Source organism: Cupriavidus sp. HMR-1 (assembly GCF_000319775.1).
GTDB classification, from domain to species: domain Bacteria; phylum Pseudomonadota; class Gammaproteobacteria; order Burkholderiales; family Burkholderiaceae; genus Cupriavidus; species Cupriavidus metallidurans.
In genome coordinates this window covers 1-26,043 of the sequence record NZ_ANKP01000066.1, presented here as the reverse complement: position 1 = coordinate 26,043, position 26,043 = coordinate 1, and the positions used below count along the sequence as shown (strand labels likewise).

Sequence of the window (26,043 nt, the reverse complement as noted above, 5' to 3'; positions counted from 1 at the left end):
TGGCCTTTAGCTCCGTGGCAGGACCATGCCCTGGAGTGCCACACACTCGAACAGCTCGCGGTCATTGGTGACGCCGAGCTTCTGCATGGCGCAGTTCTTTTGCCGGCTGATGGTCTTGACGCTGCGGCACAGCGTGGTCGCGATCTCGGTTACGGTGCGGCCGGTCAGGTATAGCCGCAATACCTCCATCTCGCGCGCGGACGGCCGCTGCTCGCCGTCGCGCCCGCAAGGCAGCATCGTCCGGAGTTCGGTGGGTGCCAGAGCGCGTAGCGCGGACTTGCCGATGTAGGTAAAGCCGCGCTGGGCTCGCCCGATTGCGGTCATGATTTCCGCCAGCGGACTGTCCTTGATCAACAGCCCATGCACGCGGACATCCAGTATCGTGCGTAGCACGAGCGGATTCGTGATCATGGTGAGCACCACCACGGATATCGACGGGTGTCGTCGCCGCAGCGACGTGATCAGGCGCACGCCATCGAGCTCGGTGGGGCCCGGCATGTGGTAGTCGGTCACGACCACATCCGGCTGGAGCAGATCGACCTGTTGCTGCAACTCCGTGGCACTGGCAGCTTCGCCGCAGACTTCCCAGCCAGTCTGCGACGACTGTACCCTAGCCCGGATTGCCGCCGTAATGACGGGGTGGTCGTCGGCCAGCAAAATCCTCAACGTCATCCAATGACTCCTGAACATATGGGTCAGATACGGCTTCACGCTGGCGTCAAAAAAGCGCCGCACGCGGAACTGGCGTACGGCGCGAACACGCAGCAACTGCGCGCACGCGGAACCGCGAATCAAACGGGAGACGACTCGGAGAGCACCGCGATGCACGGCGAGATTAATGCCCGGCTCGCGGGAAGGGAGTAAGAGGATTCGCAAAAAACGTATTGCATTGCCTTGCGTCGGTGACATTGAACGCAAACGACCCCGTGGCGCGATGCGCCACGGGGTCGTCGATTGGCATCAATACGTGTGGGTCAGGCTACTGCCAGAGGCCTGGCGGGTTGTCGCGCCTGACGGCGTCCGTCGATGGCCTTGAGAGGGTCTCGCAGTACCGAGGCGCCGACGTCCATGATGTCGCGGAGCGTGTTGCGGTCATCAGACTCCTGGGGCATCCAGAAATGAAGCGCTGCCCAGGCCGGGAAACTGCTGGGTGGCGCCAGCAGGCGTGCCTTGCGATCGCGCGTGACGAGCGGCACGTTGAAGTCGAGCACCGGGCAGATACCACCTGCCGCATGTAACAGTGTGATCTGGGTATGCCACGACGGCACCACGGTTTCGCGATGGCCGGGAGCAAGGGCCTGGCGCTCCAGGAATCCACGTAGCGGACTTGCGGCGTCGCAGTCTTCCTGCAGCAGGATCCAGTCGCTTTCCACGTCTTCCATCGACCCCGTGCGCGTGACGCTGATCAGGCGTCGCGGCGTGGCCATGATGCTATGCGGGATGACCGAGTCGGGCACGTTGGCGCCATCGACGACAAAGGCGCAGTCGAGATCGCCGCTATCCAGGCTATCCGCTAGCGCCGCATCGGCAATGACCGGCCGCGTGATGAAGCTGTCCTGTGGGAAGCGTTCGCCCAGGGCGGTCAGGATTTCGGTAATGACCGGATCGCCAATCGACGAAGAAAACCCGATCGAAATGCGTCGGCCTCGGGCTGCCTGAGCGGCATGTTCCCCGCTTGGCTGCACGAGCTGGTTCCATTTGGCCAGAATCTGACGCGCGGTCTGCTCGAGCCGCAACGCATGTGGCGTGGGCTCCAACGCGCCATTTCGTTTCACGAACAAGGCATCGCCTGTGATTTCGCGCAATCGCGCCAGGCTATATGCCACTGTGGGTACGCGCCCCTGAGTGCAAGCTGCAACCGCATTGAGGTCGCGATACTCCATAAGCAGAACGAAAACATGCAATAGCTTCGTGCTGACGTGCCGCATACTGACTTCTCCCGATCCGAGTTCTGCTTTGTTATTTGTTCTGGTGATGCAACATCATTGCTGCTTCTGACTGCCGGCCGGTTCTCCTTGCGGAAATTCGGCGAGGGCGATGGCAGTTACTGCTGGCACTACCAAAAATGTGCAGGGGCGACGGCGAGGCGCCCTGGCAGCCGAAGACGCCGCGCGCGGACGATGAATGTCCGCATCGCGTCTTGCAGCCACCACTTCCTCCAGACCGCACGGGTTTGTGTATCCGGTGCGTGCTACGGCAATGGCTCCTATTCGTCAGACCAGGAAATATGCAGCGGCTTGTGGCGGCGTCATCTGCCGACGCCGTACCGCTTTGACGCCTGTCCTCATGCGCCGGGCGGCGCCATTGCAGGCGTTTCGAAATTTAGTTGATGCGTAGAAATCTTAATACAACATTCTGGAAACTACTAGTAATGCTCAACTTCCAGACGGTTGTGCCATACCAACAAAGACACTATGTACGAACAACGATACAACCCTGAAACCCGCCTCAAATGGGGGTTTCCGTCAATGGGAGTGCGTTAGTCGACGCCAAATCCCGGCGTGAATTCAGCATCCTGGACTGTCAGTTGATAATGACAGAGGTAGGAATTTTTCCAAATTGGAATAACAAAATTTGAATTGCAAATGTGAGTGTGCGAATTGTGCCGAATTGTTGCGGGCGTATCGCGACAATCCTGTAGAGGCCGTGTTCAATTTGCTTAACTCGTGCCGCGAAGACACTGAATTGCCTTTTGCGCGGGCGGTGGGCTACCTTACGGGCAGGGTAGGCGGGAGGGCCGTGCGCGCGATGGCATGGACGCCTGACTGGAGGCCGGCGAGCGGAGACATTTGCGTGAACAGACGCTATTCGGAAGAACAGATCCGCATGTATCTAGAAGAGGCCGCCAAAGGGGTGCCGGTGCGGGAGCTCTGCGCGCGTTATGGCTTCAGCGATGCCTCGTTCTACGGTTGGCGGGCCAAGTATGGCAGCAAGGTACGGCAACACGACCCGTCCGACAGCCGCAGATTGCGCCAGTTGGAAGAGGAGAATGCGCGACTCAAGAGTATGCTTGCGGATGCACTGCTCAAACTTGAGTTGCTGCGCAATCGTACCGGCCGGCACGGCGACGGCAAGAGCCATGGATAGGTTGGTCGCCGCATCGAGCCGGGCCCTCTTGCCACTGCAATGTCTCGCATGACATTGGTTTCTGGAGTTTTTTCGTGAAGAAGGTTTTTGCTGCCGCAGGCGCAATGGTGTGGCTCGGGATGTCCGCCGCTCAGGTTCATGCGGCGCCTCCGCAGGATCCGGGTACTCCAATGGTCGCGCCGCTGCCGCCGCGCATGCTCGATCCCGCGACGTCCACCGTCGAGGATACGGGGGGCACGCTCAGTGCCTCTCAGGTCGAGCGATGCCGCCAGTTACTCGACCAGATCAATGCCTTGCCGTCGGGGCCGCAGTGGGGGCCGGGCAAGTCGTCAGTGACGACGGCGGATGGCCGGACCTATTCCACGCTCGAGCGCGCGCCGGATCGCAAGCGCCTCGAGGAGGCGTACCGGCAGGAGTGCGCCCAGTCACGCAAGTAAGTTCTGATCCGCCGTTGCCAGGATGATGCCGGGTGTGACCAGGCGATTGTCGAAAGGGATGGTGGTTACATCCGTCATTGCAGGAGCAAACATGTTCCACTTGCGACGTTTCCTTGCCTGGTCGTTCGGGCTGATGTTGCTGGCCGGCGCAAGCAGCGCGCTGGCGCAGGCCAAACTGGACAAGCCGCAGCTTGACCAGTTGCTTGCACCAGTTGCGCTGTATCCCGATGCACTGCTGTCGCAGGTGCTCATGGCATCGACCTATCCGGCGGACGTGGCTTCCGCCGCGGAATGGTCGAAATCGAATCAGAGTCTTTCGGGCGATGCGGCCACCAAGGCCGTCGAAGGCGAGCCGTGGGACCCGAGCGTCAAGTCGCTCGCGGCTTTTCCCTCCGTCATGGACATGATGGGACGCCAGCCGCAGTGGGTCGAGAGCGTGGGCGATGCTTTCCTGGCGCAGCCCGATGACGTGATGGACTCGGTCCAACGTCTGCGCGTACAGGCGCAAAAGGCCGGCACTCTCAAGTCCAACGAGCAGCAAAAGGTGGTCACGCAGCAGAGCGGCGGCACCACCATCGTCCAGATCGAGCCCGCCAGTCCGCAGGTGGTGTACGTGCCGTCGTACAACCCGACCGTGGTCTACGGCGCATGGCCCTATCCCGCCTATCCACCGGTCTACTACCCGCCGCCACCCGGATCGGTGTTCGCCACCTCGCTGGTGGCCGGCATTGGCTTCGGGCTTGGCGTGGCGGCTGTGAATTCGATGTGGGGCGGGTTCAACTGGGGTAGCCATGACGTCAACATCAACGTCAATCGATACAACAATATCAACGTGAATCAGCGGCTCGACGTCAATCGGTCCAACGTGAACTGGCAGCACAATCCCGCGAACCGTGGCAACGTGCCGTACCGGAATCAGAACGTTGCGAACCGCTACGACGCGCAGCGTCAGCAGGGGCTGGCCAATCGCCCGCAGGGTGGTCAGCAGCGCCTGGGCCAGGCGGGTGGTGGCGTGCAGAACCAGCAGCGCCTGGGTCAGGGCGGAGGCGGTGTGCAGAACCAGCGCGACGCCGAGCGTCAGCGTGCGGCCCAGTCGTTCCAGGGGCGTACCGGCCAGTCGATTCCCGGGCATTCAGCGCCGAACGTGAATCGCCAGGCTGGCGGGCAGAATCCGCGGCCGGCAGGCGCGGATCGTCAACGTGCTGATCAGGCCGATGCGCGCAACCGCGCGCGTGACAGCAACCGCAATAACGCGTTCAGCGACGCCGGCAACGGTGACCGGATGCGTCAGCAGGCAAACCGGGGCGATCGCAGTGGCGTCCAACACAACGCGGGCCAGATGCAGCAGCATTCCGCGCCGGCGAGATCTGGCGGAGGCATCCACGGCGGTGGTGGTGGTGGTGGTGGTGGCTTCCAGGGCGGGGGCCATGCGGGCGGAGCAGGTGCGGGTGGCGGTCACCTTGGTCACGGCCGGAGGTAGCGATGAAGCGTAAATCGAGGTTCGAATCCATGTTGCGTGCCGGCGCATTAGCGATGCTGCTGAGCATGTCCGTCCCCGTTCTGGCTCAGCATGTCTATCCGACGCCGGATGCCGCAGCCGATGCGCTCGGCGATGCCGTGGCACGCAGTGACCCCGATGCGCTGAAGCAGGTGCTCGGCGCGAACTACGAGAAGCTGGTGCCGCCGGGGCTCAGCCAGAACGACGTCTACGATTTCCTTGCCGCCTGGGCCAGCCATCATGCCGTCCAGCCCGATGGCGACAAGGCCGCACGTATCGAGGTGGGCGGTAGCGGCTGGACGTTCCCGGTGCCGCTGGCCAAGCGTAAAACCGGTTGGCAGTTCGATCTGGCTGCCGGCGAGCAGGAGATCCGGCGCCGCCGGATCGGGCGCAACGAACTCGTGGCGATGGATACGTTGCTGCAGCTCGCTGATGCCCAGCAGCGTTATGCGGAGCAGATTGGCAATGGCAAGTACGCCCATCAGCTCGTGAGCACGCCCGGCAAGACCAACGGGTTGTACTGGCCATCGGCATCGGCCGAGAATGATAGCCCGCTTGGACCGGACGCCTTGGCAATGGGCCCCGAGGTGCCGCCGGAGGAAGCGTTCTACGGCTATCGCTATCGGATCATCGCACCGCCGGAGGGCAGCGACGCCAAGTTCGCGTTCATCGCCTGGCCCGCGCGTTACGGTGCCAGCGGCATCCACTCCTTCATGGTCGATAGCGAGCGCCGTTTCTACGAGCGAGACCTGGGCAAGAGTACCGGCACGCGCGCGGGTGCCATGCGAGCTTTTTCGCCCGAGGGTTGGGAGCGGGCGGCAGATCGCTGATTCCGGATCCGAAGTCTCCGGCAATGGCGTCTAAGCCGGATCCGGACCGCGCAGCGTGATGCGGTCCGCTTCGGCGTGGACGTCTGACAGCCCTTTCTCGTCGACGATACGAAGCTGACGGTGCCGCACCGTGATCAGCCCGACGGACGCAAAGCGGGACAGAAGCCGCGAGACCGTCTCCAGCGTCAGGCCCAGGTAGCTGGCGATATCGTTGCGAGTCATCGCCAGCATGACTTCTCCCCCGTCGGTGCCGCGGCGGCGGTGTTCCGCAGCCTGATCCAGCAACAGCATGGCCAGCCGCTGCGCGGCCTTCATCGAGCCGATGGTCACCAGCAACTCGCGCTGCCGCAAGGCGTCGCGGTGAAGTAGCGCGAGCAAGGCGGCGTGAACCGCCGGATCTTCCTCGCAGCGCTTCGCTGTCTCCAGTGGCACCACACAGCATTCGGATGCCTGCAGGGCAATCGCGCTCGTGCCGAACTGCGGCGCGTCGTTCGGCTCGAGGCCGGCTACGTCGCCGGGGAGCATGAAGCCGGTCAATTGCCGCCATCCAAGTGCAGATTCGTACATCCGCTTGATGCCGCCGTGGCGCAATGGGTAGACGGCGCGTACCGGTTGGTCCTGCCTGAATAGCGTCTCACCGGCTTGCAGATGCTTGCGCTCGGGGCTCAATGCTGGTCTGTCGGGCAACGAGGTGCCGCCGTGTGCACTTGCGCAAACGGATTGGAACGGGCACAGGGTGCAGCATGAGACGCTGGGGGCTTGGTGGTCCAGTGGTATTGCCTCCTGGCAGGCATGGTGGACATTTTTTCCCGACAGTATAAGTGCCCACGAACATCGCTGATCGTGAGTCGATCTGCATTCTTTTAAACAGGCGTAGTAAGTTTTTTTGCGGCCTCCTTGGAGGAGAGGTCAGCATGTGCCCGGAAAGTAGAGAATTCTTTCAAAAATTCATGTTGTGTCTTCAAGACAATGTCGGAAAAGCGCCTCGTCGATTGTGCTATGCTGCATCGCACAATAAAGGAGGAGACCCGTTCTCAAGACGAACAGGAGTCTTCATATGGCCAAAAGCCTCTCTCCGGACTGGGATGCGCAGCTGCGACAAATTCGTCGCGCGCAGTTTCAGCCCGCGAAACAAATTCGTTCATGGCTGGAGCGTCTGGAACTGGCGCCCCCAGCCACTCATCGCCAGCGCCACACCGTGCCAGGCGACGCCGGGCCGGCTGAACTGCCAGGCAACTGGCAGTCGCTGAATCTGGGCCTGACGCCGCTACCGGGCGAACTGGTCCCGCAACTCTCGTACCGGCTCTATATTCCGTCCGGCGCCAAGGGCGCATTGCCCGTCGTGGTGATGCTGCACGGATGTCAGCAAACGCCTGAAGCCCTGGCGGCTGGCACGCGCATGAACGCGCTGGCCGAGCGTGAAGGATTCATGGTGGCTTATCCGCAGCAGCCACTGCGGCGCTCCGTGCATCGGTGCTGGCAGTGGTTCGACCTCGCGGCCGGACAGGGCGGGCGCGAAGCACAGGCGCTGGCACTGCTGATCGACGAACTGGCAACCCGGCCCGACGTACGGATCGGTGAGATCTACCTTGCCGGGTTGTCGGCGGGTGCCGCGATGGCGGCTCTGGTGGCGTTGCGCTACCCGGACAAGGTCGCTGCCGTGGGACTGCACTCCGGTGTAGTGATCGGTGCGGCCGATTCGCCCCGGGCGGGCCTGAGGGCGATGCACGAGGGCTCGGCGATCGAGCCCGCGCTATTGCTCGATGCTGCTGGCGTGACGCCCGGCGGCCCGGCCATGCCGGCCATCGTGTTGCACGGCATGGCGGACGAAGCGGTGCATCCGATCAACGGGCGTTTGCTGACGCAGCAGTTCCTGGCCTACAACGGCCTGGGTGGCAGCCTTGGCGGACAGATCGAAAGCGCAAACGATGCGCCGCTCGGCAAGGATGGCGAAGTTCGCGAAGCGCGCTTTGGCCGCTGGAATCGCGATCTGGTCCGACTGGTGGAAGTGGGGGGCCTGGGTCATGCGTGGAGCGGCGGCGATGCCACGGTACCGTACCACAGCAGCATCGGCCCGGATGCGAGCTGGCTGATCTGGCAGTTTCTCCGTCAGCACAAGCGGGCTGCGTGACAACGCAGGACGGGGCCCAGGACGGAGCCCGAAGCGCGCCCAAATGAAAAAGGGGGAAGGCTGACAGCCTTCCCCCTTTTTCATTGTGCCAGCGCGGCAAGCGTGGCGGGCGCGATCAGGCGTGCCGCTTGCGTACGAACAGCGCCGTCACGATACCCATGATGCAGACGCCGACCACATAGTGGGCCGGGGCCAGCGAATCATTCTTGAGCATCAGCGAGACGATCACCGGCGTCAGTCCGCCGAAGATCGCGTACGAGACGTTGTACGAGAAGGACAGCCCGGAGAACCGCACTTGCGCTGGGAACGCGTGCACCAGCACGTAAGGTACGGCGCCAATCGTGCCGACGAAGAAGCCGGCCAGGGCGTACAGCGGGAGCAGCAGGTCGGGACGGGTGCCGATCGTCGTGTACAGCACGTAGGCCGTGGCAGCCAGCAGTGCGCCACCGATCGAAAGCGTCAGGCGCGCGCCGATGCGGTCAGCCAGGATGCCGGCCACCACGCAGCCGATCGACAGGCACAGCGTTGCGGCGCTGTTGGCCACCAGCGCGGTGCGGGCGTCGAAGCCGTACAGCGTCTGCAGGTAGGTCGGCGTCAGCAGGATCACCACCACGATGCCAGCGGACAGCATCCACGTGAGCAGCATCGAGATGACAACGGCGCCGCGGTGGTCGCGCACGACCGTCTTGAGCGGCAGTTCGGCGGCCAGCGCCTTGCGTTGCTGCAGTTCCGCGAAGACCGGGGTTTCATGGAGCCAGCGGCGCAGGTACATCGAGCCGACACCGAACACGCCGCCCAGCACGAACGGCACGCGCCAGCCATGGTCGACGAGTTCCTGCGGATCGAATACGGCGTTGATGCCAGTGGCTACCAGCGAGCCGAGCAGGATGCCGGCCGTCAGACCGGCGGTCAGCGTGCCGCAGGCATATCCGACGTGACGCTGGGGCACGTGTTCGGACACGAACACCCATGCGCCGGGGACTTCTCCGCCCACGGCGGCACCCTGCAGGATGCGCAGCACCAGCAGCGCCATCGGCGCCAGCAGGCCCACCGAAGCATAGGTCGGCAGCAGGCCCATCAGCAGCGTCGGTACCGACATCAGCAGAATCGACAACGTAAACATTTTCTTGCGGCCCAGCAGGTCACCGAAGTGCGCCATGATGATGCCGCCCAGCGGGCGTGCCAGGTAGCCGGCCGCGAAGATGCCGAAGGTCTGCAGCATGCGCAGCCAGTCCGGCACGGATGCCGGGAAGAATAACTGGCCAATGACCTTGGCAAAGAAAACAAAAATAATGAAATCGTAGAACTCGAGCGCGCCGCCAAGTGCGGCAAGCGCGAGCGTCTTGTAATCCTGACCGGTCAGCGGGCGAGCGGCATGGCCGCCTTGCGCGCCCGAAGCCCCGGCAGTACTGCTGGAGGTGGACATGAAAAGACTCGCATGGATACATTCACATGCGAAGCGCGCAACACGGATGACGTGGAGGGGGACGGCCGAAGGGATAACAGCACGAACTGAGCGAACCGGAGGCCGGCGGGGTAAGCAGGCTGGCAGGCAACGGACGCTTCGCAAAGGCGTAACGATACCAGATCGGTCTGTCGCATCCCTGATTTTGTATAAATCGGATTACTAAATCGTCCTTTGCACTGCCATAATCCGTCTCCATAATGAAAAACAAGTGAAATCCGGGGCACAAAGCGCAGGCCGGCATGGGGCTGAGCCTGCGTGGGGTCGAACTACTCTGGGGTGACATGGCTTTCAAGGATTCCATCCAGGCCGCGACAGGGGCGGCCATGGCCACGCCTCGCAGGCGCGTGGCCGTACGCGTCGCGGGTGGCGTGGTGGCCGCGCTGGCCGTATTCGGGCTGGCCGGCTATTTCGGTGGGCCGCCGCTGATCAAGTATCTGGTGGAGAAAAACGCCACCGAGGCGCTGGGGCGCAAGGTGACACTGGGCGAGGCGCATGTGCGGCCGTTCAGTCTGTCCGCCACAATCAACAACCTGACCATCTACGAGCCCGACGGCAAGACGCCGATGGTGACGCTGGGCGAGGCCGAGGCCAAGACCTCGGCCGCATCGGTCTGGCACCTCGCGCCGGTCATTGATTCCCTTCATGTGGATGCGCTGTCCGTGCATGTCTTGCGCGATGCGAATGGCCGCATGAACTTTGCCGATGTGCAAGAACGCTTTGCCGCGCTGCCGCCGAAGCCGGCCGACGCAAAGCCCGCGCGGTTCTCGGTCAGCAATATCGCGGTGACGAATACCAGCTTCCTCTATGAGGACAAGCTGCTCAATACCGTCCAGCGCGTGGAGAACTTCACGCTGACCCTGCCGTTCCTGTCAAACCTGCCCCACGACGTCACGCTGAACACGGCGCCGAGCCTGTTTGCGAAGATCAATGGGTCGCCGCTGGCGCTGGCTGGCACGATGCAGCCTTTCGCGGACAGCCGTGAAGCAAACCTCAACATCAACCTGGATGGGCTCGAGGTAGCGAAGTACATGGCGTTCGCGCCAAAGCTGAAGGATGCTGAAGTCAAGAGCGGGCTCGTGGATACCCGGCTCAACGTGGGCTTCCGTCAGGAAAAGGACAAGCAGGACCTGTACGTGTCCGGAACCATCGCCCTGCGCGACGCCGACGTGGTGACGCATGCGGGCGCGCCGCTGGTCAAGGCGGGACGGCTGGCGGTCGACCTCGATCGTGTGGAGCCACTGGCCCACAAGGCGCACGTGAAGAGCATCGAACTGGACGGCTTCGGCTTGCTGGCAACCCGCGGTGCCGACGGCACGCTCGATCTGGCGACGGCCTTCCTGCCGGAAGGTATGAAGACGGCGCCGGCCAAGGCTCCCGCAGCCGCACCGGCATCCGCCACGCCGGCCCCGGCCTCGGCGGTTGCCGCTTCGGGCGTGCAGGCGCCGCCCAAGGCCGAAGAGGTGCCATGGTCCTACGCCGTCGACCGCATCGCGATCAAGGACGCGAAACTGGGGTTTGTCGATGCGATGGCGCCCTCGGGGCCGGGCAAGCTGGACATCGGGCCCGTGAATGTCGATATCGCCAATCTGGCCAGCACCGGGGACAAGCCTGCCAAACTCGATGCCACGGTCACGATCGCTGATGGCCAGACCATCAAGCAGTCCGGGGAACTCGACCTCAAGAAGGGCACACTGAACGGCACGCTGGAAACTTCCGGCGTGCGCCCGCAAGGCTTCGCGGCGTGGTGGCCGCACGAGCTGCGCAGCCAGTTTGGTGATACCGGCATCAACGCCGAGCTGAACTACAAGATGGCGTGGTCGCAGCCGGTGTTCCAGTTCACGCTCGAGAAATCCCGGGTTGAGCTGTCACCGCTCTACGTGGCCACGCGCGAGCCTGTCAATCTGCCCGCTTCGGCTGGCAGCGATGATCGCGCGACGAAGGCCGCGAGCCCGGCGCCGAAAGGCCGCGCGGGCCGCGCGCAACGCGGCAACCGCGCTAGCCAGCGCGTGGCGGACACCGAGGGCGCCAATCTGCCGCTGCTCAAGGCTGACAAGCTCGTGCTGGACGACATCCAGCTCGACCTGGCCAAGCAGACGTTCGAAGCGGGGCAGGTATCGCTGGCCAAACCGCAGATCGCGGCAACGCGTGACCATAGCGGCCAACTGCTGGAGATGGCGCGGATCTGGGCCGTCGAATCAGCCGAGTCCGCTGGCAAGCGGGCGCGTGCGCCGGCTGCGGCGACGGCCGCGACAAATGGCGGCGGCGCGGGAGCGCCGGGCTGGAAGGTGCGCATTGGCAAGGTGGCGGTGGATGGCGGCTCCGCGCGCCTGGCGGACTATGAGCCGGCCGAGGCCAATCGCGGTCGCCCGGTCATTCACCAGTTCCGCAACATCGGATTCAGCAGCGGCACTGTGACCTGGCCGCTCTCGCCGGGGGCGGTGCCGATGAAGCTGCACGCCGAAAGCGGGCGCAAGGGTGTGATGAACATCGACGGACAGGTCACGCCGACCGGTCCGGCCGCGCAATTGCAGCTCGATCTGCGCGAACTCGACATCGCGCCGTTGCAGCCCTACATGGCTGACCGTTTCAACGCTGCGTTGCGCAGCGGGGCGCTGACGCTCAAGGGCAAGGTTGCCTACGAGGCGCCGGCCGGCAAGCCGATAGCGGTGCGATTCAATGGCAACGTGATGGCCGGAAATGTGCGTACGGTGGACCGTGTCACCGGCGACGACTTTCTGCGCTGGCGCTCGCTGGCCGTGAGTGGCATCGACTTCAACATGAACGATGCCAAGGGGCCACTCCAGCTTGGGGTCAACAACGTGGCGTTGTCCGATTTCTACGCCCGGGTGATCCTGAACGCCAATGGCCGGCTGAACCTGCAGGACGTGATGGCGGGTGGCGCGGCAAAGGGCCAGCCAGCGCCGTCGACCAGCCTGACCCAGGCGAATCCGGCTTCGGCACCCGAAGCCAAACCTGAAGCCAAGCCCGAGGCCAAGCCGGAGACGGCGGCGGCCCCCGCGCAGGCAGCGGGGCCCAAGCCGGTTATCCGTCTGGGCGGTGTTTCCATCGACAAGGGGAACATCAACTTCTCGGACTTCTTCATCAAGCCGAATTACTCTGCCAACCTGACTGGCATGAAGGGGTCGATCTCCAAGGTTTCCACGGGGGATCCTACGCCGGCAGATCTGGTGCTGGATGGCCGGCTCGACGATGATGCTCCCGTCAATATCAGCGGCAAGATCAATCCGCTGGGCGAACAGCTCTTCCTCGATATCGCCGCAAAGGCGGACGGCGTAGAACTGACGCGTCTGACGCCTTACGCGGCCAAGTACGCGGGCTACCCGATCACCAAGGGCAAGCTGAACGTCGACGTGGCGTACAAGATCGAGAATGGCAAGCTCGATGCGAAGAACCACCTCTACCTGGACCAGCTCACCTTCGGCGACAAGGTGGACAGCCCCGACGCGGTCAAGGTGCCTGTGCTGCTGGCGGTATCGCTGCTCAAGGACCGCAATGGCGTGATCGACATCAACCTGCCGGTCTCGGGCTCCTTGTCCGATCCGGAGTTCAGCATCGGTGGTGTCATCCTGCGCGTGATCGTCAACCTGCTGGCCAAGGCGATCACCTCGCCGTTCGCGCTGATTGCCCATGCATTTGGCGGCAACGCGGAAGAGCTGGGTTATATCGAGTTCGCGCCGGGTTCTTCCACGTTGACCGACGACGCGCACAAGAAGATCGAGACCATCGGCAAAGCGCTCGCCGACCGTCCTTCGCTCAATCTGGAAATCAGCGGCCGGATCGACCCCGACACCGATGCCGATGGCGCGCGCCGCGTCTGGCTGAACCAGCGTGTCGCCGAAGCCAAGCAGCGCGATCTGCGCCGTTCGGCACAGGCAGGCGCGCAGGCGGAAGAGGGCGAGGGCGGCGAGCAGGGCGCCACTGTCACCGTATCGCCTCAGGAATATCCGAAGTACCTGGAAGCGGTGTACAAGCGCGAGTCGTTCAAGAAGCCCCGCAACTTCATTGGCCTGACCAAGTCGCTGCCGCCGGCCGAGATGGAGAAGCTGCTGCTCGAACATGCGCCAGTGACCGATACGGAACTGCGCGCGTTGGCGGAGCAGCGGGCGTTGACGGTCAAGCAGGCGCTCGAGCGTGATGGCAAGGTGCCCAACGCCCGGCTGTTCCTGACCGCGCCGAAGCTCAACGCGGAAGGGATCAAGGACAAGGGCAAGCCCAACCGTGTCGATTTCTCGATCCGTCAATGATGGGACGCGTGCCGGCGTTTGAATGAAATGCTCGAACGCCGGCATGGAGACCGTCATCGAAAACCGCGTATCATGCGCCCCGAAACTTGAATAGATATCGGGAGCGAGATGTGCAGCAGGAAGCAGTAGCCTACAAGACTTGGGTTTGCCTGATTTGCGGCTGGGTGTACGACGAGGAACTGGGCTTGCCCGAAGAAGGCATTGCCGCAGGCACACGCTGGGAAGACATCCCGGACGACTGGCGCTGCCCGGAATGCGATGTCGGCAAGGGTGATTTCTCGATGATCGAGATCTGACGTCAGGTCACGGCGCTTCGCGCTGGGTCGCCGATCGACAGATGCCCGCGCGCCGTCGCTTTTGCGCGCAGCGTGTATAGCGCATCCGGTACGGGTGGCTGCAGCGCCACAATGCCGTGCCCACGGTCACGACCAGCAGCGCCACCATCACGGTGGCGAGCATAAGAAGAGACATCGCGCCTCCTTCTCGCCTGCAGCCGCTCGGCCCGTTCTGCCTAGCGGCGTTCTCTCTAACTGGTGTCCTGTTTGATCGCCGATCGCTAGATCAGCAGCGGCAGGGCTTCCAGCACCAATACCCCAAGCAGGACTCCCAGGATCGCGCCGGCGCAACGGCAACTGATACGCAACGCCTTGGCCGCAACTGGAATTGCGCCCATCGCCAACAGGCCGACGAGTGCCATGGGGATCAGAAATACAAGATCGTGCGCCTGTAACTGAAGATGCAGCATGGCGGTCTCCTATCTTGTTTCTTTGTTCTTCCAGTATAGGCAGTGTGTGGCGAATACAAGGCTGTAGTGCTTGGGGTTGTCCCGTACTGTTTGCGTCATGTCATGCTCTGCCAGGTATCTCGCACGAGACTTGGCGCGAAGCCGTTTGTACCGTTGACAGCGCACCCGGACGGTTTCCCACACGGTTTTCCTGTCGTGTCAGCCGTATTGATGACGAGTGTCCTATGCTGGACGCACGGGGTCACCAAAGCAGACTGAAGCAGACTGGAGGGCGCTATGGAACTACATATGCATTCGCACCACTACATGCGTCGCCTGCCGGACTGGACGGCGGCCGCCGTGTCCGGGCTCGCGGCCGGTGCGCTGCTGATCGTGGTGGAGATGTTCTGGTCGACGATGGTGGCCGGCGTTCACCCATGGGGCACCACGCGCATGGTTGCCGCAATCGTGCTCGGGCGCGATGTTCTGGAGAACTCGTTCTTCAGCGTCAGCACGGTCGCCGCAGCGTTGATCATTCACTTCGTGCTCGGCGCGATACTCGGCTGCGTGCTGTGCGCGATCATCGCGCCGTTCCAGCTCGATTCGAGCGTCGGCATGTCGCTACTGGTCGGGGCGGTATTCGGCCTGGTGGTGTACTTGTTCAACTTCTACGTGATGACAAGCGCCTTCCCGTGGTTTGTCGACCAGCGTGGCTGGCATACGCTGGTGGGGCACCTCATCTTCGGGATGGCCATCGCCATCTGCTATTGGAAGCTGGAGTCGCGCGGCGTATCTCGTTAGATACTTGCCGTGGAATCCTGTACCGAATACATCATGTGCTGATGGTCTGATTGCGTCGCGCACTTTGCCACTACACGGGGCCGCGCGTGGCCACGATGGCGGATCGGGAAGTAAGCTTCCCCTCCGCCATTTTTTATCGTGGCCCATGCGCGTCCCGGCGCACCGATCCCGGCACGATGTCGCCTTGCCGTGACCTGAAACGATGCACTAGTCTTAATCCACCTGCGCAGACTGCGCATTCCTCGTGGCTTTTCGTCCGCGCGGAGGAGGGGGGTCATGGCGATCGCCATCGCACTCGTCATCATTGTCGTTGCCTCGGTGCTCTTTCATTTCCTGAGCCCCTGGTGGGCGACACCGCTGGCGTCCAACTGGAAACAGATGGACGACACGCTGACCATTACCCTCGTCATCACCGGCCTGTTCTTCGTCGTCATCAACCTGCTAGTCGGATACATCGTCTGGCGTTACCGCCATCGCGCGGGGCATCGCGCTGCCTATGCGCCGGAGAACCCGAAACTGGAGCGCTGGCTGATCGGGCTGACCGCCGTGTGCATCATCGCGTTGCTGGCGCCGGGCCTGATCGTCTACGCGGAGTACGTGCGGCCACCACGCGATGCGATGGTCATGGAGGTGGTGGGGCAGCAGTGGCAATGGGCGTTCCGCTTCCCCGGCAAAAGTGGCCAGCTCGGTACCACGGACCCCCGATTCGTCAGCGGCACAAATCCACTCGGCCTGAATCCCGATGATCCGAACGGACAGGACAACATACTCGTCATGGGGCCGGAGGTACACCTGCCACTGAACCGGCCCATCAAGGTGCTCCTGCGCTCGAAGGACGTCCTGCACGATTTCTATGTGCCACCGTTCCGCGCGCGCATGAACATGGTGCCCGGCATGGTGACGTCGTTCTGGTTCACGCCCACCAAGACCGGCCGCTTCGACATTCTTTGCGCGCAACTCTGCGGTCTGGGCCACTACAACATGCGCGGTCACGTCGTGGTCGAAGACCAGGCCGCCTTCGACGCGTGGCTTGCGAAGCAGCAGACGTTCGCGATGACGCTGGCGAAGGTCGCCGTGCCCACCGCTGTGCCAGTCGAAGGAACCGCTGTGGCGGGCGCGCCGGCTGGCGCCGCCGATCTCGTGGCGCAGGGCCGCGCGCTGGCGCAAAGCAAAGGATGCGTGGGATGCCATAGCGTCGATGGCAGCGTGGGTGTCGGCCCAAGCTGGAAGGGCCTGTACGGCAGCACGCAGACCTTCAGCAACGGCAGCAGCGCGACCGTGGACGATGCGTTCCTGAAGACGGAGATCGAGGACCCGCAGGCCCGCATCGTCAAGGGCTTCGGGCCGGTGATGCCCAAGTTGCCTGTTACCGATGCCGATGTGGTGGCGCTGTCGGCGTATATCCGTTCGCTGGGTGCTGGCGCAACGGGGGCCCCGCAGGCTGGCAAATAGCGGCCCGACGCACAGTCAGAAATCGGAGAGCAAAAGATGGCCTATGCCGATGATGCCGCCCACCACGGCCCACAGAGTTTCTGGACGCGCTACATCTGGAGCCAGGATCACAAGGTGATCGCCGTGCAGTACACGCTGGTCGCCATCGTGGTCGGGCTGATCGGCGTGACGCTGTCGAACCTGATGCGGATGCAACTGGGCTTTCCGGGACGGTTTGATTTCATCGACGCCAATCGCTACTACCAGTTCGTGACGATGCACGGGATGATCATGGTGATCTACCTGCTGACGGCGCTGTTTCTTGGCGGTTTCGGCAATTACCTGATCCCGCTGATGGTCGGCGCGCGCGACATGGTATTCCCATTCCTGAACATGCTCAGCTTCTGGGTCTACTTCCTGTCGGTGCTCGTGCTGCTCGCCAGCTTCTTCGTCCCGGGCGGACCCACCGGCGCGGGCTGGACGCTCTATCCACCGCAGGCGATCCTGCCCGGCACGCCAGGGCATGACTGGGGCATCATCCTGATGCTGGTGTCGCTGCTGATCTTCATCGTGGCGGCTACCATGGGTGGCCTGAATTACGTGACCACGGTGCTGCAGGCGCGTACCGAGGGCATGACGATGCTGCGGATGCCGCTGGCAGTGTGGGGCATCTTCATGGCGACGATTCTCGCACTGCTGGCGTTCCCGGCGCTGTTTGTCTCCGGTGTGATGATGCTGCTCGACAAGACGCTCAGTACCAGCTTCTTCATGCCCGCAGTCGTCTCGATGGGGCAGCAGCTCAACTACAAGGGCGGCAGCCCCCTGCTGTTCCAGCACCTGTTCTGGTTCTTCGGTCATCCCGAGGTTTATATCGTCGCGCTGCCCGCCTTTGGGATCGTCTCCGATCTGATCAGCGTGCATTCGCGCAAGAGCATCTTCGGCTATCGCACGATGGTGTGGGCGATCCTGGCCATCGGTGTGCTGTCGGTGGTGGTGTGGGCGCACCACATGTTCGTGAGTGGCATGAATCCGTACTTCGGCTTCTTCTTCGCCACCACGACGCTGATCATCGCAGTACCCACTGCCATCAAGGTCTACAACTGGGTGATCACGTTGTGGCAGGGCGACATCCATTTCTCGGTGCCGATGCTGTTCGCCATCGCCTTCATCAGCACGTTCGTGATCGGCGGTCTGACGGGCCTGTTCCTCGGTAATGTCAGCGTGGACATTCCGTTGTCGAACACCTACTTCGTCGTGGCGCACTTTCATATGGTGATGGGTGTCTCGCCGATCCTGGTCGTCTTCGGCGGGATCTACCACTGGTATCCGAAGGTCACCGGACGCCTGCTCAACGACACGCTTGGCCGCATTCATTTCTGGATCACGTTCGTCGGCACCTACGCCATCTTCTTTCCGATGCACTACCTCGGTATTCTGGGGATGCCGCGGCGCTATTACGCGTGGCAGGGCTATGACTTCATACCCGAGTCCGCGCACACCCTGAACATGTACATCTCGATCGCAGCGTTCATCGTCGCGGCGGCGCAGTTGCTTTTCATCTTCAACCTCGCGTGGAGCGTGCGGCGTGGGCAGCCGGCAGGCGCCAACCCGTGGCGTGCCGCCTCGCTGGAGTGGCAGACGCCGCAGACGCCGCCGGCGCACGGCAACTGGGGCGCGCATCTTCCAGTGGTCTATCGGTGGGCCTACGCCTACAGCGTGCCGGGCGCGAAGGAGGACTTCATTGCGCAGAATGCGCCGCCAGACGCAGGTGGGAGCGAACCCGAGCCACACGCGAGAAGGGGGGCCGTGGCATGAAAGCCGAATCGTTCGCGGTGGATACGGGTGGCGGCGTCTTCCGGGCTTCACGTGAAGCACCCGGAGGCGGCCCCGCCGGTGGTGACGCCTTGCATGGACATGGGGCACGCACCCCCGGCAGCATAGGGTTGTGGATATTCATGGGCGTGGTCACGGCGCTATTCACCTTGTTTCTGGCCGCCTACGTCATGCGTATGGACAGCCCGGACTGGCAGCGAATTGCACTGCCGTGGCAGGTGTGGTTGTCCACGGTCGTGCTCGCCGCCGCTTGTGTGTCGATGGAGATTGCCAGGCGGGCGGCGCACTCGGGCCGCATGGTGAGAGCACGTCAGGCGTTTCGTCTTGGGGGGATGGGCGCCGTAGGGTTCGTTGGCGTGCAGTTGTGGGCGTGGCAGGCGCTGTACGCGCTTCACGTTGTTCCCGCGAACAATCCAGCGGGCAGCTTCTTCTACCTGCTCACGGCCATGCACGGTCTGCACATGCTTGGCGGGCTGGTGGCCTTCGCGTTTGTGGCGGTGGATCGCGGCAGTGGCACGCGCACGGTGATGCGCATCGGGCTGTGCGCGCGCTATTGGCACTTCCTGCTGGCGGTATGGGTCGTGTTGCTCGGCGCGCTGGGCTGGCTCACGCCGGAGCTCGTCGCGTACATCTGTGGCAGGTCCTGACGGAGAGCGCCCATGCATTCGCAAGTTCCTTCCTCGGCCGGATCGCATCCGGAAGCCTGGAATCCGCCGGGCGGCTTCAGGGGCCTCGTCGCTGATTGGTCATCCGACCAGCGCGCATTCAAGGTGTCCTGGGGCAAGGCGATGATGTGGATTTTCCTGCTGTCCGACACCTTCATCTTCAGTTGCTTCCTGATCGGCTACATGACCGTGCGCATCTCCACCACGGCGCCATGGCCGGACACCAGCAAGGCTTTCGCCGAGAACATCGGCGGTCATACGCTACCGCTGATACTGATCGCAATCATGACCTTCGTACTGATCACCAGCAGTGGCACGATGGCGATGGCCGTGAACTTCGCCTACCGTCGCGAGCGACGCCCCTGCGGTCTGCTGATGCTGGCGACCGCCGCGCTCGGGGCGACGTTCGTCGGTCTGCAGGCGTTCGAATGGACCACGCTGATCGTGCACGAGGGCGTGCGTCCCTGGGGCAATCCAATGGGCGCTGCGCAGTTCGGCTCCACGTTCTTCATGATCACCGGCTTCCACGGCTTTCACGTGACCTGTGGCGTGATCTACCTGCTGACGATCGCCAGCAAGGTCGTGCGCGGGCACTACGAACCAAGCGGTAACTACCAGGTCGTGGAGATCGCCGGTCTCTACTGGCACTTCGTCGATCTGGTCTGGGTCTTCATCTTCGCGCTGTTCTATCTCTGGTGAGGGCGACCATGGCATCGACACCCATCACTCCGGCCCCCGAAGCGTCCGAGGCGGCCCACGGTGGCCACGGCAAACAGGAACATCCTATCGGCCTGTATCTGAAGGTCTGGGGGCTGCTGTTCGTGCTCTCCACAATGTCCTATCTGGTGGACTACTTCGGGTTCACGGGATACCTGCGCTGGTTCCTGATTCTGCTGCTGATGATCCTGAAGGCCGGCCTGATCGTCAGCGTATTCATGCACATGGCCTGGGAGCGCATGGCGCTGATCTGCGCGATCCTGATCCCGCCGCTGTGCCTGCTCGTGCTGGTATTTCTCATGGCGGCCGAAGCGGATTACACTTTCCTGACTCGCGGCGTGTTTTTTCACTGAAGTCGCATGATGAAATGCGATGAGGGCGCTGCGCAACCCCATCGAGGACTCCGCCGCCCATGCACGCTGCTACCGAAAGCATCCTGATCTACAACCACGGCCGCGATCCCGAGCGGCTGACGATGAAGCTGGCGGCGATCGCAGCCGACCCGTTCGCTTTCTTCCGAGGCACCAACCACCTGTACGCGGCGTCGCTCGAGCGCGAGGCTGGTCTGCTCGATGCGCCTAGCACCTATGTGTGTGGCGATCTCCATGTGGAGAACTTCGGCACGTTCAAGGGCGACAACGGACTCGTGTACTTCGACCTGAACGATTTCGACGATGCCATGTTGGCGCCGCTGACGGTCGATGTCATCCGTATGTTGTCGAGCGTGCTGGTGGCCGGGGAGAGCATTGGCCTGTCGGAAGCCGATGCCCGTACGGCCTGCGCACAGATGCTGTCGGTCTACACGGCGATGTTGCGCGCGGGCAAGCCGCGCTGGCTGGAACGCGCCACCGCGAGCGGTCTGGTGGCGACGCTGCTGCGGCAGGTCAAACGCCGCAAACGCGGCGCGCTGCTGAACGCGCGCACGGAGATGCGTGGCGGGCGGCGGCGTCTGAAGTTCGACGGCCATGCGCTGCGCGCGGACAAGATGCAGCGTGAACGCGCTTCCGAAATTCTGGGGATCTACTCGAAGCAGGAACATCACGGTCATCGCTTCGTCGCAGAAGACTCGGCGCGACGCGTGGCCGGTGTGGGCAGCCTGGGGCTCGAACGCTACGTCGTGCTGGCGCATGAGCGTGACATGCCGGCAAGTCAGCGGCTTATCGATATCAAACGCGCGGCACCGAGCGCCTGGATCGGAATGCGCACACGCGGCCAACCGCGCTGGGGCAGCGATGCGCAACGCGTGGCGACCATCCAGCAGATCATGCAGGCCGCATCGCCCGCACTGTTCTCATACGTGCCGCTGGGCAAGGCTTCGTACCTGGTCAAGAGCTTGCAACCGAGCACCGACCGAGTGAATCTGGAGCACTGCCGCGACAAGACTGTGTTGCAAGACGTGTTCGCCACGATGGCGCGTGCCGCGGCCTCGGCCCATCTGCGTGGCTGTGGCCATCAGGCGGCGGATCGTGTCGAGCAGTTACAGGATTTCGCCGCAGGCGGGCGCTGGCAATCCACCGTGCTGCGGCTGGCAAAGCACGGGCGCGATGTTTCGCTCGCGCAGTGGAAGCAGTTCCGGGAGGACTATGCGAAGGCGCGGGGGAAGAGCGCCTGATCAGGTGACCAGCTGATCGGCTGTTCGGTTGTTCCCCTCTCACATTGCATGTGAGAGGGGAGAACCCAGCGAACTACGCCATCAAACCTGGGTAATAAACTTGGTCACCAGGTAACCGTCGAAGGTTTCCTGGCCACCTTCGCTGCCGATACCCGAATCCTTGATGCCGCCAAACGGGGTCTCGGCCAGCGCCATGCCGAAGTGGTTGATGTTGACCATGCCGGCTTCAAGTCCGTTCGATACCAGGTTGGCCGTCTTCAGAGAGTTGGTGAAGACATACGAGGCCAGGCCGAACGGCAGGCTGTTGGCGCGGCGCAGCACTTCCTCCGCATCCTTGAAGCGCGTGACCGGGGCTACCGGGCCGAACGGTTCATCGACCATCAGCTTGGCATCGTCGGGCAGGTCCGTGACGACGGTCGGTGCGAAGAAGAAGCCCTTGTCGCCGATGCGCGAGCCGCCGGCGACGATCTTGCCGCCGCGATGGCTGGCATCGTCCAGAAACTGCTCCATCGATGCGATGCGGCGCTCATGTGCGAGCGGGCCCATCTGGGTGCCGTCGTCCAGCCCATTGCCGACCTTGATCGAGCCGATGACCTCGGTGAAGCGCGCCAGGAATTTGTCGTAGGCCTTTTCCTGAACATAGAAGCGCGTGGGCGATACGCAAACCTGGCCGGCGTTGCGCAGCTTGAAGCGGGCCAGCATTTCGGCGGCCGGTTCGATGTCTGCGTCGTCAAACACCAGCACGGGCGAGTGACCGCCCAACTCCATCGTCACGCGCTTCATGTGCGCGCCGGCCATCGCGGCAAGCTGTTTGCCCACCGGTACCGAGCCGGTGAAGGAGATCTTGCGCACGATCGGCGATTCGATCAGGTAGGTCGAAACTTCGCTCGGCACGCCCCATACGATATTCAGCACGCCCGGGGGCAGGCCTGCATCGTGGAACAGGCGGGCCAGCGCCACCACGGCGCTCGGGGAGTCTTCCGGACCTTTCAGGATCAGCGTGCAGCCGGCGCCCAGCGCAGCCACGATCTTGCGAATGGCCTGGTTGAACGGGAAGTTCCACGGCGTGAACGCGGCGCAGACGCCGATCGGCTCGCGCACCACGATCTGGCGCACCGCCGGATTGCGCGGCGGAATCACGCGACCGTAGATGCGGCGGCATTCCTCGGCGTGCCATTCGGCATGTTCGGCGCAGATCATCACCTCGCCCACGGCTTCGGCTAGCGGCTTGCCCTGGTCCAGCGTGATGTCGCGGCCGATTTCCTTGGCGCGGGTACGGGTCAGTTCTGCCACACGGCGCAGGATCTGCGAGCGTTCCAGCGGCGATGTTTTCTTCCAGGTTTCGAAGGCGCGCTGCGCGGCGGCCAGCGCGCGATCCAGGTCGGCAGTGGTAGCGTGCGGCAGCTTGCCGAGCAGTTCCTGGGTGGCCGGATTGATGACGTCCTGCTCGCGGCGGTCGCCTCCCTTGATGAATTCTCCATCGATGTAGAGGGCGAGATCCTGGTACATGCCTGTCTCCTGAAGGAAATGGACGGCGCAGCGAAAGGGGGCGCGCCGCGGGTGGTCGAAGAATGAAAGCGCAAGCTTAACGCTTTGGACGGAAGTCCGCACTGGCAGACTTGCGGGCGATTATCGCCCCGCCACAACTGTCATGTGTCCGGTGGCTGGCATGGTGCCCGGCCAGGGACTAGACTGACAGGTTCGCAACCCACGCACTGCTGCGGTGCGGAAAAAACTGCCCCAATGAAGCCTGACGCCAGACTGACCACCGGCCCGATCGGCCGCACGCTGCTGATGTTCTCGCTGCCGGTGCTTGGCAGCAACATCCTGCAGTCGCTCAACGCCTCGATCAATTCGGTCTGGGTCGGCCGATACCTTGGCGAGGCGGCGCTCACGGCCACGTCGAACGCCAACATCATTCTGTTTTTCCTGCTCGGCGTGGTGTTCGGGATCAGCATGGCCAATACGATCATGATCGGCCAGGCAGTCGGCGGGCGCGACATCGACGAGGCGCGACGCGTGGTGGGCACCAGCACCACGTTCTTCGTCGGCCTGTCGGTGCTGGCTGCAGTGCTGGGCTTTGTCTTCACGCCGCATATCCTGGCCGCGATGCATACGCCGGACGATGCCACGCCGCTGGCCATCATCTACCTGCGCATCATCTTCATCGCGCTGCCGTTCATGTACTTCTACAACTTCGTGATGATGACGCTGCGCGGCGCGGGTGACTCGCGCACGCCGTTCTACTTCATGTTGCTGTCGGTGGTGCTGGACGTTGTGCTGAATCCCGTACTGATCTTCGGGGTGGGCCCGATTCCTCCGCTTGGCATCGCGGGCTCGGCGCTGGCCACACTGATCGCGCAACTGACCAGCCTGGCGGCGATGATCGGGTTGCTGTACCGGCGCCGGCACTTCCTGCTGCTGCACCGGGAGCAACTTGCGTTGCTCCGGCCAGACATGGCTATCCTGCGCGCGCTGGTGATGAAGGGGCTGCCGATGGGATTGCAGATGGTGGTGATCTCGTCGTCGGCCATCGTGATGATGTCGCTGGTCAATACGTACGGCTCGCGGACGACCGCGGCCTACGGTGTGGCATCGCAGCTCTGGACCTATGTGCAGATGCCGGCCCTGGCGGTTGGCGCCAGTGTGTCATCGATGGTCGCGCAGAACGTGGGAGCGGGATTGTGGGTGCGCGTGGCGCGTGTCACGCAGGTTGGCATGCTCTTCAACGTGTTGATGACCGGTGCGCTGGTGGCGCTGGTCTATGCGTTCAATCGCCACTCGCTTGGCCTGTTCCTGGGGGATGACAGCGTCGCGATTGAGATCGCGCAGCACATCAACAACGTGGTGCTGTGGTCGTTCATCCTGTTCGGCTTCACCATTGTCGTGTTCGGCGCCGTGCGTGCCACGGGCGCCGTCATGGCGCCGCTGGTCATTCTGTTCGTGTCGATGTGGCTGATCCGCCTGCCGTTCGCGTGGCTGCTCGGGCCGCACATCGGCGCCGAATCGATCTGGTGGAGTTTCCCGCTCGGCTCGGTGGTATCGGTGCTGCTTGCGCTCGGCTATTACCGCTACGGTAACTGGCGCCGCAGTCATATCCTGCCGGTCGCGCCACATCCGGAAGCGGTGGGGAATGCACCCGACACCAGCATGGGCGTGCCATGCGAGGATGCCGATGCGGGCGCGGAAGCCGACGCAGAGGCCAACGCGGAAGTCGCGCGACAACCTTCCTAATGCATCCAGACAGGTTTCTGAATGTATGGATGAGAGACATTTGATCGTGTCACTCACGCACCGCCCCGCGGTGTAAGCAAGTCGAAAGCTGCGCGGCACCCTCTGCCGCGCAGTGCCGCGCCAATCCACACTATTCCCTTTCAAACACCTTTCCACCACGTCTTTCATTTAACTTTCAGTTGTGGTTTTGGTTTCCAACTTAATACGTCACAACGTGATGGAAACGAAAAAACGACGCGTGCGCTGAAGATTGGGGGATACCCTAAACCCCAGACAAATGAAAGGAGCCTGAAAGTTCCCGACTCTACTGTTCGCTGCGATGAACGTGTCGAAGTTGATACGTTCGCCGTGGAGATGCCCCAGAGCCGGTGTGTCGCACGGTGCCGCAATTCACAACCTTGAGGAGAATCGTTTTGCGCATACGCAGCCAAAAGGACTTTGCCTCCGGCCTGATGTTTATTCTGGTCGGTCTTGGCTTTTCCTTCGTCGCGCGCGGCTACAGCATGGGGACGGCCGCCAAGATGGGCCCCGGATACTTTCCGTTCCTGCTTGGCCTGGTACTGGCCATCCTGGGCGCGCTGGTGTTGATGGGGTCGTTGTCGTCGAAGGGTGAGGAAGATCAACTTGCCCGCTGGGATCTGAAGACGCTTCTGTGGATTCTGGGTTCCGTCGTGCTGTTCGGCCTGTTGCTCAAGCCGCTCGGCATGGTGCTGTCGGTGTTCGTGCTGGTGATGGTGTCGTCGATGGCCAGCCATGAGTTCAGCTGGAAGGGTGCCCTGCTTAACAGCGTGGTGCTCGTGCTGATCGCCCTGGGCGCCTTCGTGTACGGCATCAACCTGCAGATGCCGGTCTGGCCTGCCTTCATTACCGGCTAAGGAGTCGCCCGAAATGGAATTGTTTGACCATCTTGCCCTGGGCTTCTCCACGGCATTGTCGCTGCAAAACCTCGCGTACGCGTTCCTGGGCTGCGTGCTCGGGACGCTGATCGGCGTGCTTCCGGGCCTTGGGCCTCTGGCAACCATCGCCATGCTGCTGCCGGTGACGTACTCGCTGCCGCCGGTGGCAGCGCTGATCATGCTGGCCGGTATCTACTACGGCGCGCAGTATGGCGGTTCGACCACCGCTATTCTGGTGAACCTGCCGGGCGAATCGTCGTCGGTGGTGACCACGATCGACGGCTATCAGATGGCACGTCGTGGCCGCGCTGGTGTGGCGCTGGCTACTGCTGGCCTTGGTTCGTTCTTCGCTGGCTGCGTGGCCACGCTGATCCTGGCTGCGTTCGCTACGCCGCTGTCGGAACTGGCGTTCAA

General features: G+C 63.0%; 24 protein-coding genes. 17 read left to right on the top strand and 7 right to left on the bottom strand.

Features of this window, described 5'->3' with window-relative positions; genetic code table 11:
* Window positions 1–6: 6 nt before the first annotated feature.
* Together D769_RS10150 and D769_RS10145 are read right to left on the bottom strand one after the other, a co-directional pair.
* A complete protein-coding gene (locus D769_RS10150; protein WP_008644653.1) occupies window positions 7–672 on the bottom strand; it encodes a response regulator in 666 nt (221 codons plus the stop codon).
* 302 nt (window positions 673–974) lie between these two features.
* On the bottom strand, window positions 975–1,928 hold the full coding sequence (locus tag D769_RS10145) for a LysR family transcriptional regulator (RefSeq protein ID WP_008644649.1): 954 nt from the start codon (window positions 1,926–1,928) through the stop codon (window positions 975–977).
* An 865-nt stretch (window positions 1,929–2,793) separates the two neighbouring features.
* On the opposite strand from D769_RS10145, the gene D769_RS10140 reads away from it, so the two are divergent.
* The 4 genes from D769_RS10140 to D769_RS10125 all read left to right on the top strand — a co-directional run bounded on the left by D769_RS10140 (window position 2,794) and on the right by D769_RS10125 (window position 5,852).
* A complete protein-coding gene (locus D769_RS10140) occupies window positions 2,794–3,087 on the top strand; it encodes an IS3 family transposase (protein ID WP_008644647.1) in 294 nt (97 codons plus the stop codon).
* Between the two features lie 119 nt (window positions 3,088–3,206).
* The gene (locus D769_RS10135; protein WP_051705408.1) at window positions 3,207–3,524 is read left to right on the top strand and encodes a hypothetical protein; all 318 of its coding nucleotides are present in this window, start codon (window positions 3,207–3,209) and stop codon (window positions 3,522–3,524) included.
* Window positions 3,525–3,615: 91 nt separating this feature from the next.
* On the top strand, window positions 3,616–5,004 hold the full coding sequence (locus D769_RS10130; RefSeq protein WP_008644642.1) for a DUF3300 domain-containing protein: 1,389 nt from the start codon (window positions 3,616–3,618) through the stop codon (window positions 5,002–5,004).
* A gap of 2 nt (window positions 5,005–5,006) precedes the next feature.
* The gene (locus D769_RS10125) at window positions 5,007–5,852 is read left to right on the top strand and encodes a DUF2950 family protein (protein ID WP_008644641.1); all 846 of its coding nucleotides are present in this window, start codon (window positions 5,007–5,009) and stop codon (window positions 5,850–5,852) included.
* 30 nt (window positions 5,853–5,882) lie between these two features.
* On the opposite strand, the gene D769_RS10120 is transcribed toward D769_RS10125, so the two are convergent.
* Window positions 5,883–6,539, bottom strand: a complete 657-nt coding sequence (locus D769_RS10120) for a helix-turn-helix domain-containing protein (RefSeq protein WP_152414958.1) — start codon at window positions 6,537–6,539, stop codon at window positions 5,883–5,885.
* A 370-nt stretch (window positions 6,540–6,909) separates the two neighbouring features.
* Between D769_RS10120 and D769_RS10115 the strand changes: the two genes are divergently transcribed.
* Window positions 6,910–7,983: a PHB depolymerase family esterase gene (locus tag D769_RS10115; protein ID WP_008644639.1), complete on the top strand. Its 1,074-nt coding sequence runs from the start codon at window positions 6,910–6,912 to the stop codon at window positions 7,981–7,983.
* Window positions 7,984–8,098: 115 nt separating this feature from the next.
* Here the strand turns inward: D769_RS10115 and D769_RS10110 are convergent, their stop codons facing one another.
* Window positions 8,099–9,409 carry an MFS transporter gene (locus tag D769_RS10110; RefSeq protein ID WP_008644638.1) on the bottom strand — a complete coding sequence of 437 codons (1,311 nt, stop codon included), beginning with the start codon at window positions 9,407–9,409 and terminating at the stop codon, window positions 8,099–8,101.
* A 281-nt stretch (window positions 9,410–9,690) separates the two neighbouring features.
* Here D769_RS10110 and D769_RS10105 point away from each other — a divergent pair, with 281 nt between their 5' ends.
* Together D769_RS10105 and D769_RS10100 are read left to right on the top strand one after the other, a co-directional pair.
* Window positions 9,691–13,716, top strand: coding sequence for a DUF748 domain-containing protein (locus tag D769_RS10105; RefSeq protein WP_008644637.1), 4,026 nt, complete (start codon window positions 9,691–9,693; stop codon window positions 13,714–13,716).
* A gap of 110 nt (window positions 13,717–13,826) precedes the next feature.
* The gene (locus D769_RS10100; RefSeq protein ID WP_008644636.1) at window positions 13,827–14,012 is read left to right on the top strand and encodes a rubredoxin; all 186 of its coding nucleotides are present in this window, start codon (window positions 13,827–13,829) and stop codon (window positions 14,010–14,012) included.
* Between the two features lie 7 nt (window positions 14,013–14,019).
* On the opposite strand, the gene D769_RS32295 is transcribed toward D769_RS10100, so the two are convergent.
* Window positions 14,020–14,187 carry a hypothetical protein gene (locus D769_RS32295; protein ID WP_155714372.1) on the bottom strand — a complete coding sequence of 56 codons (168 nt, stop codon included), beginning with the start codon at window positions 14,185–14,187 and terminating at the stop codon, window positions 14,020–14,022.
* Between the two features lie 85 nt (window positions 14,188–14,272).
* Entirely contained in the window at window positions 14,273–14,461 is a 189-nt protein-coding gene (locus tag D769_RS10095; RefSeq protein ID WP_008644630.1) for a hypothetical protein, read from the bottom strand.
* A gap of 276 nt (window positions 14,462–14,737) precedes the next feature.
* On the opposite strand from D769_RS10095, the gene D769_RS10090 reads away from it, so the two are divergent.
* The 7 genes from D769_RS10090 (at window position 14,738) to D769_RS10060 (ending at window position 21,499) form a co-directional block, all read left to right on the top strand.
* Window positions 14,738–15,241 carry a membrane protein gene (locus D769_RS10090; RefSeq protein ID WP_035883124.1) on the top strand — a complete coding sequence of 168 codons (504 nt, stop codon included), beginning with the start codon at window positions 14,738–14,740 and terminating at the stop codon, window positions 15,239–15,241.
* Window positions 15,242–15,517: 276 nt separating this feature from the next.
* Window positions 15,518–16,693, top strand: a complete 1,176-nt coding sequence (locus D769_RS10085) for a cytochrome c oxidase subunit II (protein ID WP_008644626.1) — start codon at window positions 15,518–15,520, stop codon at window positions 16,691–16,693.
* Between the two features lie 36 nt (window positions 16,694–16,729).
* Window positions 16,730–18,487 carry a cytochrome c oxidase subunit I gene (gene ctaD / locus D769_RS10080; protein ID WP_008644623.1) on the top strand — a complete coding sequence of 586 codons (1,758 nt, stop codon included), beginning with the start codon at window positions 16,730–16,732 and terminating at the stop codon, window positions 18,485–18,487.
* Entirely contained in the window at window positions 18,484–19,152 is a 669-nt protein-coding gene (locus D769_RS10075) for a cytochrome c oxidase subunit 3 (protein WP_035883129.1), read from the top strand. Before ctaD ends, D769_RS10075 begins: the two co-directional genes overlap by 4 nt.
* Before the next feature lie 12 nt (window positions 19,153–19,164).
* Window positions 19,165–19,869: a heme-copper oxidase subunit III family protein gene (locus D769_RS10070; RefSeq protein ID WP_008644619.1), complete on the top strand. Its 705-nt coding sequence runs from the start codon at window positions 19,165–19,167 to the stop codon at window positions 19,867–19,869.
* Between the two features lie 8 nt (window positions 19,870–19,877).
* Window positions 19,878–20,240 (top strand): cytochrome C oxidase subunit IV family protein, encoded by a 363-nt coding sequence (locus D769_RS10065; RefSeq protein ID WP_008644617.1) that lies wholly within the window; start codon window positions 19,878–19,880, stop codon window positions 20,238–20,240.
* Between the two features lie 59 nt (window positions 20,241–20,299).
* A complete protein-coding gene (locus tag D769_RS10060) occupies window positions 20,300–21,499 on the top strand; it encodes a DUF2252 domain-containing protein (protein ID WP_008644615.1) in 1,200 nt (399 codons plus the stop codon).
* Window positions 21,500–21,580: 81 nt separating this feature from the next.
* Here the strand turns inward: D769_RS10060 and D769_RS10055 are convergent, their stop codons facing one another.
* Window positions 21,581–23,008 (bottom strand): NAD-dependent succinate-semialdehyde dehydrogenase, encoded by a 1,428-nt coding sequence (locus D769_RS10055; protein ID WP_008644613.1) that lies wholly within the window; start codon window positions 23,006–23,008, stop codon window positions 21,581–21,583.
* A 234-nt stretch (window positions 23,009–23,242) separates the two neighbouring features.
* Between D769_RS10055 and D769_RS10050 the strand changes: the two genes are divergently transcribed.
* The 3 genes from D769_RS10050 to D769_RS10040 all read left to right on the top strand — a co-directional run.
* Window positions 23,243–24,733: an MATE family efflux transporter gene (locus tag D769_RS10050; RefSeq protein ID WP_008644612.1), complete on the top strand. Its 1,491-nt coding sequence runs from the start codon at window positions 23,243–23,245 to the stop codon at window positions 24,731–24,733.
* A 413-nt stretch (window positions 24,734–25,146) separates the two neighbouring features.
* On the top strand, window positions 25,147–25,608 hold the full coding sequence (locus tag D769_RS10045) for a tripartite tricarboxylate transporter TctB family protein (RefSeq protein WP_008644611.1): 462 nt from the start codon (window positions 25,147–25,149) through the stop codon (window positions 25,606–25,608).
* A gap of 13 nt (window positions 25,609–25,621) precedes the next feature.
* Window positions 25,622–26,043, top strand: a 422-nt coding sequence (locus D769_RS10040) for a tripartite tricarboxylate transporter permease (protein WP_008644610.1), incomplete at its 3' end; no start/stop codon positions are given.

What these genes read in the sequence shown, in the direction of transcription:
- D769_RS10110 (WP_008644638.1), bottom strand. Translation starts at nt 9,409, where the DNA reads ATGTCCACCTCCAGCAGTACTGCCGGGGCTTCGGGCGCGCAAGGCGGC.
- D769_RS10090 (WP_035883124.1), top strand. Translation starts at nt 14,738, where the DNA reads ATGGAACTACATATGCATTCGCACCACTACATGCGTCGCCTGCCGGAC.
- D769_RS10125 (WP_008644641.1), top strand. Translation starts at nt 5,007, where the DNA reads ATGAAGCGTAAATCGAGGTTCGAATCCATGTTGCGTGCCGGCGCATTA.
- D769_RS32295 (WP_155714372.1), bottom strand. Translation starts at nt 14,187, where the DNA reads ATGTCTCTTCTTATGCTCGCCACCGTGATGGTGGCGCTGCTGGTCGTG.
- D769_RS10065 (WP_008644617.1), top strand. Translation starts at nt 19,878, where the DNA reads ATGGCATCGACACCCATCACTCCGGCCCCCGAAGCGTCCGAGGCGGCC.
- D769_RS10130 (WP_008644642.1), top strand. Translation starts at nt 3,616, where the DNA reads ATGTTCCACTTGCGACGTTTCCTTGCCTGGTCGTTCGGGCTGATGTTG.
- D769_RS10070 (WP_008644619.1), top strand. Translation starts at nt 19,165, where the DNA reads ATGCATTCGCAAGTTCCTTCCTCGGCCGGATCGCATCCGGAAGCCTGG.
- D769_RS10135 (WP_051705408.1), top strand. Translation starts at nt 3,207, where the DNA reads ATGTCCGCCGCTCAGGTTCATGCGGCGCCTCCGCAGGATCCGGGTACT.
- D769_RS10095 (WP_008644630.1), bottom strand. Translation starts at nt 14,461, where the DNA reads ATGCTGCATCTTCAGTTACAGGCGCACGATCTTGTATTTCTGATCCCC.
- D769_RS10105 (WP_008644637.1), top strand. Translation starts at nt 9,691, where the DNA reads ATGGGGCTGAGCCTGCGTGGGGTCGAACTACTCTGGGGTGACATGGCT.
- D769_RS10115 (WP_008644639.1), top strand. Translation starts at nt 6,910, where the DNA reads ATGGCCAAAAGCCTCTCTCCGGACTGGGATGCGCAGCTGCGACAAATT.
- D769_RS10150 (WP_008644653.1), bottom strand. Translation starts at nt 672, where the DNA reads ATGACGTTGAGGATTTTGCTGGCCGACGACCACCCCGTCATTACGGCG.
- D769_RS10075 (WP_035883129.1), top strand. Translation starts at nt 18,484, where the DNA reads ATGAAAGCCGAATCGTTCGCGGTGGATACGGGTGGCGGCGTCTTCCGG.
- D769_RS10055 (WP_008644613.1), bottom strand. Translation starts at nt 23,008, where the DNA reads ATGTACCAGGATCTCGCCCTCTACATCGATGGAGAATTCATCAAGGGA.
- D769_RS10145 (WP_008644649.1), bottom strand. Translation starts at nt 1,928, where the DNA reads ATGCGGCACGTCAGCACGAAGCTATTGCATGTTTTCGTTCTGCTTATG.
- D769_RS10060 (WP_008644615.1), top strand. Translation starts at nt 20,300, where the DNA reads ATGCACGCTGCTACCGAAAGCATCCTGATCTACAACCACGGCCGCGAT.
- ctaD (WP_008644623.1), top strand. Translation starts at nt 16,730, where the DNA reads ATGGCCTATGCCGATGATGCCGCCCACCACGGCCCACAGAGTTTCTGG.
- D769_RS10050 (WP_008644612.1), top strand. Translation starts at nt 23,243, where the DNA reads ATGAAGCCTGACGCCAGACTGACCACCGGCCCGATCGGCCGCACGCTG.
- D769_RS10085 (WP_008644626.1), top strand. Translation starts at nt 15,518, where the DNA reads ATGGCGATCGCCATCGCACTCGTCATCATTGTCGTTGCCTCGGTGCTC.